This window comes from Hydrogenophaga sp. (assembly GCF_041913525.1).
In the GTDB taxonomy this organism is placed as follows: domain Bacteria; phylum Pseudomonadota; class Gammaproteobacteria; order Burkholderiales; family Burkholderiaceae_C; genus Hydrogenophaga.
Map to the genome: position 1 here is coordinate 136215 of NZ_JAYSFD010000008.1, position 14633 is coordinate 150847.

The 14633-nt window shown below is 69.7% G+C and carries 15 protein-coding genes; 3 read left to right on the forward strand and 12 right to left on the reverse strand.

Going from position 1 to position 14633, the window contains the following annotated elements:
- Positions 1 to 2: 2 nt before the first annotated feature.
- The 11 genes from ACE3RQ_RS11850 to ACE3RQ_RS11900 all read right to left on the reverse strand — a co-directional run bounded on the left by ACE3RQ_RS11850 (position 3) and on the right by ACE3RQ_RS11900 (position 11175).
- Positions 3 to 839, reverse strand: coding sequence for a sulfite exporter TauE/SafE family protein (locus tag ACE3RQ_RS11850; protein WP_374522208.1), 837 nt, complete (start codon positions 837 to 839; stop codon positions 3 to 5).
- Between the two features lie 6 nt (positions 840 to 845).
- Complete coding sequence (locus ACE3RQ_RS11855) at positions 846 to 1844, reverse strand: ABC transporter ATP-binding protein (protein ID WP_374522209.1); 999 nt, start codon at positions 1842 to 1844, stop codon at positions 846 to 848.
- 2 nt (positions 1845 to 1846) lie between these two features.
- The gene (locus ACE3RQ_RS11860) at positions 1847 to 2788 is read right to left on the reverse strand and encodes an ABC transporter ATP-binding protein (protein ID WP_374522211.1); all 942 of its coding nucleotides are present in this window, start codon (positions 2786 to 2788) and stop codon (positions 1847 to 1849) included.
- A complete protein-coding gene (locus ACE3RQ_RS11865; RefSeq protein ID WP_066784094.1) occupies positions 2785 to 3687 on the reverse strand; it encodes an ABC transporter permease in 903 nt (300 codons plus the stop codon). The genes ACE3RQ_RS11860 and ACE3RQ_RS11865 overlap by 4 nt, the downstream gene beginning before the upstream one ends.
- The gene (locus tag ACE3RQ_RS11870; protein WP_374522212.1) at positions 3684 to 4664 is read right to left on the reverse strand and encodes an ABC transporter permease; all 981 of its coding nucleotides are present in this window, start codon (positions 4662 to 4664) and stop codon (positions 3684 to 3686) included. Before ACE3RQ_RS11870 ends, ACE3RQ_RS11865 begins: the two co-directional genes overlap by 4 nt.
- A 13-nt stretch (positions 4665 to 4677) precedes the next feature.
- A complete protein-coding gene (locus tag ACE3RQ_RS11875; protein ID WP_374522213.1) occupies positions 4678 to 6306 on the reverse strand; it encodes an ABC transporter substrate-binding protein in 1629 nt (542 codons plus the stop codon).
- Positions 6307 to 6426: 120 nt separating this feature from the next.
- On the reverse strand, positions 6427 to 7104 hold the full coding sequence (locus tag ACE3RQ_RS11880) for a GntR family transcriptional regulator (RefSeq protein ID WP_374522214.1): 678 nt from the start codon (positions 7102 to 7104) through the stop codon (positions 6427 to 6429).
- Positions 7105 to 7299: 195 nt separating this feature from the next.
- The gene (locus ACE3RQ_RS11885) at positions 7300 to 7599 is read right to left on the reverse strand and encodes a hypothetical protein (RefSeq protein ID WP_374522215.1); all 300 of its coding nucleotides are present in this window, start codon (positions 7597 to 7599) and stop codon (positions 7300 to 7302) included.
- A gap of 8 nt (positions 7600 to 7607) precedes the next feature.
- Complete coding sequence (locus ACE3RQ_RS11890) at positions 7608 to 8117, reverse strand: chorismate lyase (protein ID WP_374522217.1); 510 nt, start codon at positions 8115 to 8117, stop codon at positions 7608 to 7610.
- Positions 8118 to 8228: 111 nt separating this feature from the next.
- Complete coding sequence (locus ACE3RQ_RS11895; protein ID WP_374522218.1) at positions 8229 to 10442, reverse strand: malate synthase G; 2214 nt, start codon at positions 10440 to 10442, stop codon at positions 8229 to 8231.
- 37 nt (positions 10443 to 10479) lie between these two features.
- Positions 10480 to 11175, reverse strand: a complete 696-nt coding sequence (locus ACE3RQ_RS11900) for a haloacid dehalogenase type II (protein ID WP_374522219.1) — start codon at positions 11173 to 11175, stop codon at positions 10480 to 10482.
- 104 nt (positions 11176 to 11279) lie between these two features.
- Here ACE3RQ_RS11900 and ACE3RQ_RS11905 point away from each other — a divergent pair, with 104 nt between their 5' ends.
- The 3 genes from ACE3RQ_RS11905 to ACE3RQ_RS11915 are packed head-to-tail and all read left to right on the forward strand — an operon-like array spanning position 11280 to position 13931.
- Complete coding sequence (locus ACE3RQ_RS11905; protein WP_374522220.1) at positions 11280 to 12488, forward strand: CaiB/BaiF CoA transferase family protein; 1209 nt, start codon at positions 11280 to 11282, stop codon at positions 12486 to 12488.
- A 10-nt stretch (positions 12489 to 12498) separates the two neighbouring features.
- Positions 12499 to 13431, forward strand: coding sequence for a LysR family transcriptional regulator (locus ACE3RQ_RS11910; RefSeq protein WP_374522254.1), 933 nt, complete (start codon positions 12499 to 12501; stop codon positions 13429 to 13431).
- 32 nt (positions 13432 to 13463) lie between these two features.
- Complete coding sequence (locus ACE3RQ_RS11915) at positions 13464 to 13931, forward strand: hypothetical protein (RefSeq protein WP_374522221.1); 468 nt, start codon at positions 13464 to 13466, stop codon at positions 13929 to 13931.
- A gap of 10 nt (positions 13932 to 13941) precedes the next feature.
- Here the strand turns inward: ACE3RQ_RS11915 and ACE3RQ_RS11920 are convergent, their stop codons facing one another.
- Entirely contained in the window at positions 13942 to 14568 is a 627-nt protein-coding gene (locus ACE3RQ_RS11920) for a LysE/ArgO family amino acid transporter (RefSeq protein WP_374522222.1), read from the reverse strand.
- Positions 14569 to 14633: the final 65 nt, after the last annotated feature.

Below are 14633 nucleotides of genomic sequence, written 5' to 3' on the forward strand. Positions count from 1 at the left end.
GTTCAGGACAGCAGGCCGGCCAACATGCGGGCCGAGGTGAGGGCGAGGAACAGCGCGAACACCTGGCGCAGGCGGCGCGCGTCGATGCGGTGGGCCAGGCGGGCGCCCCAGCCGGTGGTGGCCATGGTGGCCGGCACGATGAGCGCCATGCCCAGCAGGTTCACGTAGCCCAGGCTCAGGGGCGGGCGCAGTGGCACGCCCAGGCCATTGACGACGAAGGCCAGCGCGCCGGGCAGGCTGATCACCATGCCCAGCATGGCGCCGGTGCCCACGGCGGTGTGCATGGGCACGCGCAGCGCGTTGAGGATGGGCACCGACAGCGTGCCGCCGCCAATGCCCATGAGGGTGGACACGCCGCCAATGCCGCCGCCAATCAGCGCGGTGCCGGCCGGGCCGGGCAGGCCATCGGCCAGGGCGAAGCCGTCGCGCTTGCAGGCCATGTTCAGCGCCACGGCCAGGGCCACCACGGCGAACACGGCGGTGAGCACGCCGCCGCCCAGGTAGCGGCTGGCGATGGCGCCCAGCACCACGCCCACGACCACGCCGGGCATGAGGCGGCGAATGAGCGACACGTCCAGGCTGCCCCGGCGCCGGTGGGCGCGGCTGGACATGATGGAGGTGGGGATGATGGTGGCCAGCGAGGTGCCCACCGTCACGTGCATGCGCACCGACTCGTCGATGCCCAGCAGCGTGAACAGGTGGTAGAGCACCGGCACGATGACGATGCCCCCGCCCACGCCCAGTAGGCCGGCGAGCACGCCCGCGATGGCGCCGGTGACGACGAGCGCCAGCACCAGGCCGGCGAGCCAGGCGGGGGAGTGGCTGGTGAGAATGTCCATGGGGCCTCAGGCGGTGGTGAGCGGGTGCAGGCAGGCCACCAGGCGGCCTTCGTCGTGCAGGGTTTGCGCCGGGTCGATGCGGGCGCAGTCGTCGCTGGCGCGGGTGCAGCGCGAGCGGAAGCGGCAGCCCGCCGGCAACTGCGCCGGGCTGGGAATCTCGCCCTGCAGGCTCACCGACAGCGGCGCGTCAAAGCGCGGGAAGGCGCGCATCAGCGCCTGGGTGTAGGGGTGCAGGGGCTGGCGCAGCACGGCGCGCGTGGGGCCGGTTTCCACCAGGCGGCCCAGGTACATCACGGCCACGCGCTCGCACAGGTAGGCGGCCACGCCCAGGTCGTGCGTGACGAACACCATGGCCAGGCCTTGCTCGCGCTGCAGGTCGCGCAAGAGGTTGAGCAACTGCGCCTGCACCGACACGTCCAGCCCGGCCACCGATTCGTCGGCCACGATCACGCGCGGTTCGCAGGCCAGGGCGCGCGCCACGGCCACGCGCCGCACCTGCCCGCCTGAGAGCTCGCTGGGGAACTTGTGGCGGGTGTCGGGCGGCAGGCCCACCTGGCGCAGCAGCTCGTCCACGCGGCCCGCCACTTCGCTGCTCTCGCGCAACTGGTGCAGGCGGATGGGCTCGGCCAGCACCTCGCCCACGGTCAGGCGCGGGTTGAGCGAGCCGCGCGCGTCCTGGTAGATGTAGGCCACCTCGCGGGCGAAGCGGCGACGCTGCGCGGCGTCGAACTGGCCCACGTCTTGCGCGCCATAGAGCACGCGGCCGTTGCTGGCGGCTTCCAGGCCCAGCATCACCCGCACCAGGGTGGACTTGCCCGAGCCGCTTTCGCCCACCAGGGCCAGCGATTCGCCGGGGCGCAGGGTCAGGCGCACGCCGTCCAGGGCGCGCAGTTCGCGGCGGCCACCGTCGATGGCAAAGCGCTTCTCCACGTCGAGCAGCGAGAACAGCGGCAGTTCGTCGGTGGCCTCGGCGGCCAGGGGTGGGGGCATCAGGTCGGGGGTCATGGTCAGGCGTTCCAGCAGGCCACGCGCACCGGGCCGCGCGCGGTGATGAGGGGTTGCTGCTCGCGGCAGCGCTCGGTGGCCAGGGCGCAGCGCGGCGCGAAGCGGCAACCACCGGGCATGGCCGACAGCGGCGGCACCACACCGGCGATGGGCTGCAGGCGCTCGGCGTCGAACTCGATGGCGCTGGCGCGCAGGCCCTGGGTGTAGGGGTGGCGCGGGTGGTTGAGCACCTCGCTGGCGGGGCCTTCTTCCACGATCTGCCCGGCGTACATCACGGCCACGCGGTCGGCCACCTGCGTGGCCAGGGCCAGGTCGTGCAGCACGAAGATGGCCGAGGCGCTCAGGGCGCGCACGCGCTCCAGCAGCAGGGCCATGATCTGGGCCTGAATGGTCACGTCCAGCGCGCTGGTGGGCTCGTCGGCGATCAGCAGTTGGGGCTCGCAGGCCAGGGCCATGGCGATCATCACGCGCTGCTGCATGCCGCCCGAGAGCTCGTGCGGGAAGGCGGCCAGCCGGCCCTCGGGGTCGGCAATGCCCACGCTGGTGAGCAATTCAATCGCACGCGATCGGCACTGCGCCTTGTTCAGCCCACGGTGGCGCTTGAGCGGCTCGCTCAGGTGGTCGAGCACGGTGTAGCAGGGGTTGAGCGCGGCCGAGGCGTCTTGAAAGATCATGCCCATGCGCACGCCGCGCAGTGGGCGCAGCACGCGCTCGGGCGCGCTCACCACGTCCACGTCGCCCACCATCAGGCGGCCCTCCAGCGCCACCTCGGGCGGGCGTACCAGGCCCATGGCGGCGTAGGCCAGGGTGGACTTGCCGGCCCCCGATTCGCCAATGAGGGCCAGCGTCTGGCCGGCGGGCAGTTCAAGCGATACGTTGTCGAGCACGGCCACGCCCTTGCGGCGCAGGGTGAGGTGCTCGACCTGCAAGGATGCGGGGCTCATGCCTGGTCTCCACGGGTCTTGGGGTCAAGGGCGTCGCGCAGGCCTTCGGCCAGCAGGTTCAGCCCGATCAGCAGCGTGGCCAGGGCCAGGCCGGGCATGCCGGCCATCCAGGGGGCCATGCTGATGAAGCCACGGCCCTCGGCGATCATCAGGCCCCAGTCGGGCGTGGGCGGCACCACGCCCAGGCCCAGGAAGGACAGGCCCGAGGCCAGCAGGATGGCGATCGACACCCGCATGCCGGCCTGGATCAGGATGGGCGAGACGATGTTGGGCAGCACGTGGCGCAGCACGATCTCGCGCTCGGGCACGCCCATGAGGCGCGCCGCTTCGATGAAGGGCCGCGCCTTGACCTGCAGCACGTCGGCCCGCACGGTGCGCGCGAACGGCCCCACGAAGGACAGCGCCAGCGCCAGGATCACGTTGTTCATGCCCAGGCCCAGCACCGCCATGAAGGCCATGGCCATGATGAGTTCGGGGAAGGCCAGCAGGCCATCGACCACGCGCATCAGCAGCCACTCGGTTCGCCCGCCGCGCAGGCCGGCCAGCAGGCCCACGGCCACGCCCACCACCAGGCCCAGCGCCACCGAGGCGAATCCGATCCACAGGGCCGAGCGCGCGCCGTAGAACACGCGCGACAAGATGTCTTGCCCGAACGAGTCGGTGCCCATCCAGTGCGCCGCGCTGGGGCCCTGCATGGCGTCGGTGAAGTTCTGCTCGGTGGGCGAGTAGGGTGCCAGCAGCGGCGCGAACACCGCGGCCACGATGAACAGCAGCACGATCAGGCCGCCGGCCATGGCCTTGCGTTGGCGCCGCAGCAGGCCCCAGGTGCGGCCGAGCGTGCGGGTGAGGCGTTGCCAGGGCGACGGTGCCCCGGCCAGAGAAGTGGTTGGGGCGTTCATCGTTGGCGCAGACGAGGGTCGAGAAGGGCGTAGGTGCGGTCCACGATGAGGTTGACCGCAATGAACAGCAGGGCGGTGATCATGATTCCGGCCTGCACCACCAGGTACTCGCGCGTCTGCACGGCGCTGGTGATCATCATGCCCAGGCCGGGCAGGGTGAAGACCACTTCGGTCATCACCGCGCCGCGCAACATGCCGCCGAGCTGCAGGCCGATCACCGTGACCAGGGGCATGAGCACGTTGCGCATGCCGTGCACCCAGATCACGCGCCAGCCCGGCTCGCCGCGGGCGCGCGCGGCGGCCATGTAGGGCTGCTCCAGCACCTCCAGCAGGCTCGACCGGGTGACGGTGGCGATCAGGCCCACGTACCACGCACCCAGGGTGAGCGCCGGCAGCGCCAGGTGCCACAGGCCGGTGAGCGGCTCGTCCCAGGGCGAGACGTAGCCCATGCTGGGGAACCAGCCCAGGGCCACGCTGAAGAGCCAGATCAGCACCACGCCCAGGTAGAAGCTGGGAAAGGCGTTGCCGCCAATGGCCACCGCGCTGGCCAGCAGGTCGGCCCAGCTGTTGCGCTTGACCGCGGCCACCACCCCCAGCGGAATGCCCACCACCAGCGCCACCAGCAGCGACAGCGCGGCCAGCGTGAGCGTCACCGGCAGGGCCTCGAGCACGGCCTGCTCGAAGATGTCCTGCTTGCTCACGTAGCTCATGCCCCAGTCGCCCTGCACGAAGCGCCAGAGCCAGTGGGCGTATTGCTGGATCCAGGGCTGGTCGAGCCCGAGCTGGCGGTAGAGCTGGTCGTACGAGTCGCGTGAGAAATCCGATCCCAGCATGATCGCCACCGGGTCGCCCGGTGAGAGCTTGAGGAACAGAAAACTCACGCCCGAGACCACCAGCAGCACCAGCGCGGTCTGCGCCAGCGCGCCGAGCGAGCGCCACCACGAGGCGGCGCCGAGGCGTTGGGAAGTCAGGGCCACGGCAGCGCTCCGGTTACGCCAGCGAGACGGTGTGCAGGTTCAGCAGATCGGCCGGCACGTACTCGAAGCCCTTGACCTTCTTGCTGAGAATCTTGAACACCTTCATGTGCGCCAGCACCGCCAACGGGGCGTCGGCCATCAGCGTGTCCTCGGCCTCGATGTAGAGCTTGCGGCGCGTGGCCACGTTGGTGGTTTCCGAGGCGGCGGCCACGGCCTTGTCGAAGGCCGGGTTGCTGTAGCCCACGTAGTTCCAGGGGCGGCCGGTGGACCACTCGGGGGTGATGGTCTCGTCCGGGTCCAGGTCGGCCACCCAGGCCTCGTCGTAGAGGTCAAAGTCGCCGGCGTTGCGGCGCTGCAGCCAGATGGCGCGGTCCACCAGCTCGATCTTCGGCTTCACGCCGATCTGCGCCAGCATGGGCGCGATCAGTTGCGCGTTGCGCGTGCCCAGGCCGCCCGAGCCGGTGAAGCCCTCGGTCACGATGTACACCGGGTTCACCTCGCCCTGGTACTTCGACTTGGCGCGCAGCGCCTTGGCCTTGGCCAGGTCAAAGAACTGGCCGCGCCCGCTCTTGGCGATGTTGGGGTCGTAGAAATCGCTCATCGGCGGCGAGATGCAGGTGTAGGCCGGAATGGCCTCGCCGAAGTAGCTCTGCTGCACGATCACCTTGCGGTCAATGGCGAACGACACCGCCTGGCGCAGCGCCGGGTCGTCAAAGGGCGCGCGCTTGTTGTTCATGCCCAGGAAGGCGTAGTTGCCCTCCACCTGCCCGAACACCTGGATGTTGGGGTTCTTGCGCAGTTGCGGAATGAACTGGAAGGGGCACACCGACAGGCCGTCCACCTGGCCCGACATCATGGCCGCCACGGCCGCGCTGGGCTCGCGAATCAAGCGAATCAGCACCCGGTCCAGGTGCGGCAGGCCGGGCTCGAAATAGGCCGGGTTGCGCACCAGCTCGATCGAGTCGTTTTCTTTCCAGCTCACCAGCTTGAACGGGCCGGTGCCCACCGGGGCGCGGCCAAAGCCAGCGCCCGCGGCCTCCACCGCGCGCTTGCTCACGATGGTGCCGGCGCGGCCCGTGCTGCCCGTGAGCGCCACCGGCAGAAAAGCGAAGGGCTTCTTGAAGCGCAGGCGCACGGTGAGCGGGTCCACGATGTCGATGCCGTCGAGCTGCTCCAGCTTCCAGGCGTGCGGCGACTTCAGCGCGGGCGACTTCACGCGCTCCAGGCTCCACTTCACGGCCTCGGCGTCGCAGGGGTCGTCGTTGTGGAACTTCACGCCGGCGCGCAGCTTGAACACGTGGGTCTTCTCATCGACCATGTCCCACTTCTCGGCCAGGTCGGGCGCGAAGCTCACCTTCTTGCCGTCGTAGGCCACCTTCAGCAGGCCGTTGAAGACGTTGTTGATCACCTTGATCGAACCGGCCGACGAGGTCATGTGCGGGTCGAGCGTGTCGATCGCCTCCACCCAGGCCAGGGTGAGGCTGCCGCCCTTCTTGGCGGCTTGGGCGTGTGCCGGGCTCATGCCGACGGCAGACGCCGCCATCAGGCCCAGGCCGGCAGCGGCCGATTTCAGCAAATCGCGGCGGCCGAACTGGGCGGCCAGCACCTCGGCCAGCGCGGCCTTGTGGTTGGGAACGGTCATGGCAGAACTCCTTGTGGGATGGATAACAACGGGAGGGGTGAAACAGAAAACGCAGGGCAAAGCCTTCCCCCGGCCCGCGCGCGGCGGGCCTGCAAGGCAGGCAGGAGAGGGGTCAGCCCATCAGGGGCCGAGGGCCGTGGGCAGGTGCTTCATGAGGTCAGGCACGGTGGCCATCACGTGTTCGCGCATGGCCCGCTCGGCCGCCAGCGGGTCGCCGCCGCGCAGCACAGCCAGCAGGGTTTCGTGGTGCTCGCGGGTGCCCACGTGGCGCTCGTCCATCGCGGCCCAGCGGCGCATGTGCGGCTCCACCACCGTGTGCAGGGCCGAGATCTGGCGCAGCAGGCGCGGCGCCTCGCTCTTGGCGCACAGCGCCTCGTGGAAGGCGCGGTGGGCGCTGGTCCAGTCGGCCTGCTGGCCGCCCGGGGGCTCCATCTCGTCGAGCAGGGCCTCGATCTGGCGCCAGTCGGCCGCGCCCAGGCGCGGCAAGGCCAGGCGCACCGCCAGCCCTTCGAGCACCGCGCGCATCTCGAACACCTCGCGCATTTCCTGCACGTTGGGCGCGTTCACCGTGACACCGCGGTTGGCGCGCATCGTCACCAGGCCCTCGGCCGCCAGGCGGCGCAGCGCCTCGCGCACCGGCATGCGGCTGGTGCCGATCTCGGCCGCGATGGCCTCGGCAATCAGCCGCTCACCCGCGCGGTAGCGGCCCGAACGAAGCGCGCCCAGGATGTGGGCGTAGGCCTCGTCGTGCGCGGCCACCAGCGACAGGTCGGCGTCAAAGGCGTTGAGGGTGCTCATGGGTGGGTGTGTCAGACTGGATCCACGGATACGTGTGTCCGTGGATGCAGAAAGCATGCCAACCATTTAATAGCGCGCTATTGAATCAAAAGCACTCCAATGGCGTGGTGTGTGCACCGTGGCGGCGCAGCGCGGCGGCCCATGCACCGCAGTGGTGGCCTGTGCCAGTGCCCAGGCCGGTGCGCAGGCCCGAGTTCAGTGATCGGCCTGCAGGCCGGCCAGCAAAGCCTCGCCCCATTCCCAGGGGCCGGTGAGCGTGACGGTGAGCGTGCACCAGGGGCCGTCGCGGCCCTCTTGCAGGTCGGCGTCCCACACGCCGCCGTCTTCTTGCGGGCCCTGTGGCCCGGGGGCCTGGCGTTGCGCCAGCGCCAGCAGGGCCTGCGCCTCGGCCCAAAGGGCCGGCCACTGCGACTCGTCCACACTGGCCAGGGCCTCCCAGGTGCCGGTGTCGTCGCCGTTGTCGGTGGCGTCAAAGATCAGGTAGTCCAGTGCCACGGCGGCGCTCAGAAGGTGTGCGACGTGATGCCGGTGAACACCTCGGTCAGCAGCAGCGGCGCGCCCTGGTGATCGAACTGGCAGCGGCGCGCCCAGCGCGTGGGCGCCCAGGACAGCGTGGTGCTCCATTCAAAGTCGCTGCGCTCCACGCCCGGCCAGGTGAACAGCAACTCGCCCAGCGGGCGCGCGCCCAGCATGGCCACCGCCGCCCAGGGGTTCTCGGGCCCCCAGTGCGGAATGGCGGTGCGCGCCAGCAGGCGCGGGCGACCACCGCCCCACATCTGCACCTCACGCACCCACACCGTGCCCACCTCATCGGCGTCCAAGCCCAGCCGGGCGATCTCATCGGCCAGCAGCGCGCCCGGCTCTTCGCGCAGCACCTGCAGGCGCAGATCGGGCCACTCCTGGCGCAAGCGAACGGTCAACGAGCCGCGCTCGTGCATCCACGGCTGTAGCACCGGTGGCACACCGAAACGGTCAAGGTCAGGGCCGCGAAGCCAGTGGGGTGGAATGGACATGGCCGCGCATTATCGCCACACCTAGGGCAAACCCTCAAAACACCAACGGCGCCCGAAGGCGCCGTGGTGACAGGGGGGTGTCCTGGCGGTGCCAGGACACAGGCGATGCGATCAGGCCTGAGCCGCCGCCTTCACCTTCAAGCGCCAGGCGTGCAGCAGGGGCTCGGTGTAGCCGCTGGGCTGTTCCTTGCCCTTGAACACCAGGTCGAGCGCGGCCTGGTAGGCCATGCTGGTCTTGGCGTTGCCGGCCATGGGACGGTAGAGCTTGTCGCTGGCGTTTTGCTTGTCCACCTTGGCGGCCATGCGCTCGAAGGTCTCGCGCACCTGGGCTTCGGTGACGATGCCGTGGTGCAGCCAGTTGGCGATGTGCTGGCTGCTGATGCGCAGCGTGGCGCGGTCTTCCATCAGGCCCACGTCGTTGATGTCGGGCACCTTGGAGCAGCCCACGCCCTGGTCCACCCAGCGCACCACGTAGCCCAGGATGCCTTGCACGTTGTTGTCCAGCTCGGCCTGCTTGTCGGCCTCGCTCCAGTTGGGGTTGGCGGCCACCGGCACGGTGAGCAGACCGGTGAGCAGGGCTTCGCGTTCCTTGTTGGCGTTGACCTTTTCCAGCTCTTTCTGCACGTCAGACACCAGCACCTGGTGGTAGTGCAGGGCGTGCAGGGTGGCGCCGGTGGGGCTGGGCACCCAGGCGGTGTTGGCGCCGGCCTTGGGGTGGGCGATCTTCTGCTTGAGCATTTCGGCCATCAGGTCGGGCATGGCCCACATGCCCTTGCCGATCTGCGCTTTGCCGCGCAGGCCGCAGGAGAGGCCCACCAGCACGTTGTTGCGCTCGTAGCTCTGGATCCAGGCGCTGCTCTTCATGTCGCCCTTGCGCACCATGGGGCCGGCCAGCATGGCGGTGTGCATTTCGTCGCCGGTGCGGTCCAGGAAGCCGGTGTTGATGAAGGCCACGCGGCTGGCGGCCGCGGCGATGCAGGCCTTCAGGTTCACCGAGGTGCGGCGCTCTTCGTCCATGATGCCCAGCTTCACCGTGCTCTCGGGCAGGCCCAGCACCTGCTCGACGCGGCCGAACAGCTCGGCGGCGAAGGCCACTTCGTCGGGGCCGTGCATCTTGGGCTTGACGATGTAGACCGAGCCCTTGCGCGAGTTGCGAATGGCGTCTTTCTTGGTCTTCTTCAGGTCGTGGATGGCGATGGCGGTGGTCACCACGGCGTCCATGATGCCCTCGGGAATCTCTTTGCCCTCGGCGCCCCACAGGATGGCGGGGTTGGTCATCAGGTGGCCCACGTTGCGCACGAACATGAGCGAGCGGCCGTGCAGGCGCACGGTCTTGCCGGTGGGCGCGGTGTACTCGCGGTCGCCGTTCAGGCCGCGCGTCATCACCTGGCCGCCCTTCTCGAACGACTCGGTCAGCGTGCCCTTCAGAATGCCCAGCCAGTTGCGGTAGGCCAGCACCTTGTCTTCGGCGTCCACGGCGGCCACCGAGTCTTCCAGGTCAAGAATGGTGGACAGGGCGGATTCGATCACCAGGTCGCTCACGCCAGCGGCATCGGTCTTGCCGATGGGGGTGTCGGGCCGGATCTGAATCTCCAGGTGCAGGCCGTTGTGCTTGAGCAGCACGGCGCTGGGCTTCTTGGCCTCGCCCTGCCAGCCCACGAGCTGCGACTTGTCGGCCAGCTTGGCGGTGCCGCCTTCGGCCAGCGACACCACCAGCTCACCGTCTTTGTTGATCTTGTAGCCGGTGGAGCCCACGTGCGAGCCCTTCTTCAGCGGGGCGCAGCGGTCCAGCACGTGGCGGCAGTACTCGATGACCTTGGCGCCGCGCTTGGGGTTGTAGCCGCCCTTCTTGCCCACTTTTTCGCAGCCTTTTTCTTCGCTGATGGCATCGGTGCCGTACAGCGCGTCGTACAGGCTGCCCCAGCGGGCGTTGGCGGCGTTCAGGGCGTAGCGGGCGTTCAGGATGGGCACCACCAGTTGCGGGCCGGCCTGGGTGGCCAGCTCGTCGTCCACGTTCTTGGTGGTGGCCTTCACCTTCTTGGGCTCGGGCACCAGGTAGCCGATCTTTTCCAGGAAGGCGCGATAAGCGGCCATGTCGGCAATGGGGCCGGGGTGGGCGGTGTGCCACTGGTCCAGCTCGGTCTGCAGGCGGTCGCGCTCGGCCAGCAGGGCGGCGTTGCGCGGGGCCAGGTCGGCCACGATGGCGTCAAAGCCTTTCCAGAAAGCGGCTTCGTCCACGCCGGTGCCGGGCAGCACCTGCTGGTTGATGAAGTCGTACAGCTCGGTGGCCACTTGCAGGCCGTGGATCGTGGTGCGTTGCGTCATGGAAAGCTCCTGCAGAGGAAGGGATGGAAAAAAGAAATCAGAAAAAGGCCAGTGCCTCGCGCAGGCTGTGGCCGATGCGCGAGGGCTGGGTGTCAAGTTCTTCAAAAGCGCTGCCTTGGCGGTTCACCCACAGCGTCTGAAAGCCAAACCAGGTGGCGGCCAGGGCGTCCCAGGCGTTGCTGCTCACAAACACGATCTGCCCGCGTGGCAGGCCGGTGGCCTGCTCGCCCAGGGCGTAGGCGTCGGGGTGGGTTTTGTAGCGGCGCACCGTGTCCACGCTGATCACGTGGTCCAGCAGGCCTTCCAGCCCGGCGCTGCGCACCGCGATGCCCAGCATCTCCGGGTCGCCGTTGGACAGGATGCCGGTGGCGATGCCACGCGCCTTCAGCGCCTGCAGCACCTCGCGGTTCTCGGGAAAGGCCGAGAGGTGGCGGTATTGGTTCATCAAGCGCGAGGCTGCCTCGGCGTGTTGGGCCCAGTGCTCGCGGGCGGTCGGCACCAGCGCCTTGATGCTGTGGCGCAGGGCGCGCTCGGTCAGGTCCCAGAAGGGGCGGTAGTGCGCGCCGTGGTCGCTGGTGGTCACCAGCCGCGTGTACTCGATCTGCTTGTCGCGCCACAGCACCGCCAGCCGCTGCCCCAGGCCGGGGTAAAGCTGCTCGGCGAGCAGGCCCACGCTGTACACATCGAACAGCGTGCCGTAGGCGTCGAACAAGACCGCGCGGGGTTTTTCCATGTCTTGCACTGTATTCGGAACGATTCAAGCGATTGCTGCCGCGTGGCGTGAGATATCTGTGACTTTTTTGCGTGTAATCTCGGCCCAACTTTCCGGAGACACCCATGCCCGACGCCACCCCACCCCCCGACGCGCTGCCCCTGGCCGGCCTGCGCGTGGTCGAGTTCACCCACATGGTCATGGGCCCCACCTGCGGCATGGTGCTGGCCGACCTGGGGGCCGAGGTCATCAAGGTCGAGCCGCCCACCGGCGACAACACCCGCCACCTGCTGGGCGTGGGCACGGGCTTCTTCCCGGTGTTCAACCGCAACAAGAAAAGCGTGGTGCTCGACCTGCAAAGCCCGCAGGGGCGCGAGGCCGCGCTGCGCCTGATCGCCACCGCCGACGTGGTGAGCGAAAACTTCAAGCCCGGCACCATGCACAAGCTCGGGCTGGACTTTGACACCCTCAAGGCCTTGAACCCGCGCCTCATCTACGTCAGCCACAAAGGCTTTCTGCCCGGCCCCTACGAACACCGCACCGCGCTGGACGAGGTGGTGCAGATGATGGGCGGCCTGGCCTACATGACCGGGCGCCCCGGCGACCCGCTGCGCGCGGGCAGCAGCGTGAACGACATCATGGGCGGCATGTTCGGCGCCATCGGCGTGATGGCCGCGCTGCGCCGGCGCGAGACCACCGGGCGCGGCGGCGAGGTGCACAGCGGCCTGTTCGAGAACAACATCCTGCTGGTGGCCCAGCACATGATGCAGTTCGCCATGAGCGGCCAGCCCGCGCGGCCCATGCCCGAGCGCATCTCGCCCTGGGGCATTTACGACGTGTTCACCGTGCGAGACGGCGAGCAGATTTTCCTGGCCGTGGTCACCGAAACCCAGTGGCGCGCCTTCTGCGAGGCCTTCGGTTTTGCCGACCTGCTGGCCGACCAGCGCCTGGCCAGTAACAACCTGCGGGTGCAGGCGCGCGACTGGCTCATTCCCGCCCTGCGCGAACGCCTGGCCGACCGCCCGGCGCGCGAGCTGGCCGCCACCTTCGAGCGCGAGGGCCTGCCCTTCGCGCCCATCGCCAAGCCGCATGAGCTGCTGGACGACCCGCACCTCAAGGCCACCGGCACCCTGGCGCCCATCACCCTGCCCGACGGCGCGCGCGCCGGCCAGCAGGCCGACACCGTGCTGCTGCCCATTGCCATCGACGGCCAGCGCGCCGGCGTGCGCCTGAGCCCGCCGCGCCTGGGCGAGCACAGCGCCGAGGTGCTGGGTGCGCTGGGCTACAGCGCCGCCGAGATCGCGCAGCTCAGCGCCACGGCGAACCGGGGCTGAGGCCATGTCGCTGGACAAGCTCAAGCAACTGGAGACCTTCGTGGCCGTGGCCGCGCGTGGCAGCCTCAGCGCCGCCGCCCGGGCCGAGAACGTGGCGCCGGCCATCATCGGCCGCCGGCTCGACGCGCTGGAGTCGCGCCTGGGCGTGAAGCTCATGGTGCGCACCACGCGGCGCATCACCCTCACCCACGAAGGCAGCGCCTTTCTGGAAGACTGCCAGCGCCTGCTCACCGACCTGGCCAACGCCGAGGCCAGCGTGAGCGCGGGCGGCGTGAAGGCCAGCGGCCACCTGCGCATCACCGCGCCGGCCGGTTTCGGGCGTCGCCACGTGGCGCCCCTGGTGCCGCGTTTTCGTGAGCTGCACCCCGAGGTGACCATCTCGCTGAACTTGAGCGACCGCGTGGTGGACGTGGCCGGCGAGGGCTACGACTGCGCCGTGCGCGTGGGCGACCTGCCCGACTCGTCCCTGGTGAGCGTGCGCCTGGCCGACAACCGCCGCCTGTGCGTGGCCGCGCCGCGCTACCTGCAGCAGCACGGGCGGCCCGCCGAGCCGGCCGATCTGGCGCGCTTTGACTGCCTCACCCTCTCCAGCGATGCCTCGCAGACCCGGGGCTGGGCCTTCTCCATGCCGGTGCCTGGCGGGCGGGGCGAGCGCGAGATCGTGCACCTGCGCCCCGGCGGCCCGCTCGATTGTTCCGACGGCCAGGTGCTGCACGAGTGGTGCCTGGCCGGCTATGGCATCGCCTGGCGCAGCACCTGGGAGGTGGAGGCCGACATCGCCGCCGGCCGCCTGGTGAGCGTGCTCGACGACTTCGCCGCGCCGCCCAACGGGATTTACGCCCTGTTTCCACAGCGCAAGCACCTGGCCCTGCGCGTGCGCCTGTGGATCGACTACCTTAAGCACGAGTACGCGCGCCCCGACTTCTGGGTGCGCCGCGGCTGAGCCCATCCCTTACCCCTGCGCCAGGTGATTCCATGACCCCATCGCCCGATTCGCGCCGCCGCTGGCTGCGCACCGCCGCCGCCACTGGCGTGGCCGCCCTGCTGGCCTCGTGCTCCATGGTGCCCACCGCCCCGCCACCGCCCGGGGCCAAGGTGTCACAGGCCAGCACCGCGCGCGAGTACCGCCGCGACGCCGCCAGCCACCTCTACGCCCTCAACAGCGCGCGCATCTACCGGGGCGTCATGCCGCCCATGCTCTACGCCATCGGCGTGCTGCAGGTGGACATTGACCGGCGCGGCCAGGTGGGCCAGCTCAAGTGGTTGCGCGCGCCCAGCCACGCGCCCGAGGTGATGCAGCAGATCGAGCGCCTGGTGCGCGCCGCCGCGCCCTACCCAGTGCCCGCGCGCCTGGGCACCGTCACCTACACCGACACCTGGCTGTGGGACCAGAGCGGGCGCTTCCAGCTCGATACCCTCACCGAGGGGCAGCAGTCGATGTGAGGGCTGGGCCTTAAAACAGCGAGGCCACCAGGCCTGCGGCCGTGCCCCACATCATGAGCGCCACCGCGCCATCGAGCGCGCGCCACAGGCGCAGCGAGTTCAGCCGGCGGCCCAGCCAGAAGGCCGCCACGCCCAACACCAGAAACCACACCACCGAGCCCGTGGCCGCCCCCAGCCCGAAGCTCTCGCGCGCCGGGCCATAGGCCAGCGAGGCGCTGCCGATCAGCACCGCCGTGTCCAGCCAAGCGTGCGGGTTCAGCCACGAGAAGGCCAGGGCCGACAGCACCGCCTGGCGCCGCGACATGGGGGCCGCGCCCGCCTCGCGGCTGGGCATCACCGGCGTCGTGGGGTTCAGGAAACGCCGGAACGCCTGCCAGCCGTACACCGACAGAAACAGCACCCCCGCGCCCACCAGCGCGCCGTGCAGCTTGTCCGAGAGGCCGCCCAGTTGCGCCAGGCCCAGCACGCCCAGGCTGATGAGCACGATGTCGGCCAGCGCGCAGGTGGCCACGGTGAGCCACAAGTGCTGGCGTTGCAGGCCCATGCGCAGCACATGGGCGTTTTGCGGGCCAATGGCCATGATGAGCGACAGGCTCAGCACCAGGCCAGCGGAAAAGGTGGGGAAGGTCAGGGTCATGGTGAGGCGTCCGGGGCTTGTGTCCGACTGGGGGCTGAGTGTGGCCGCGACCGCGCTTTTGTTAA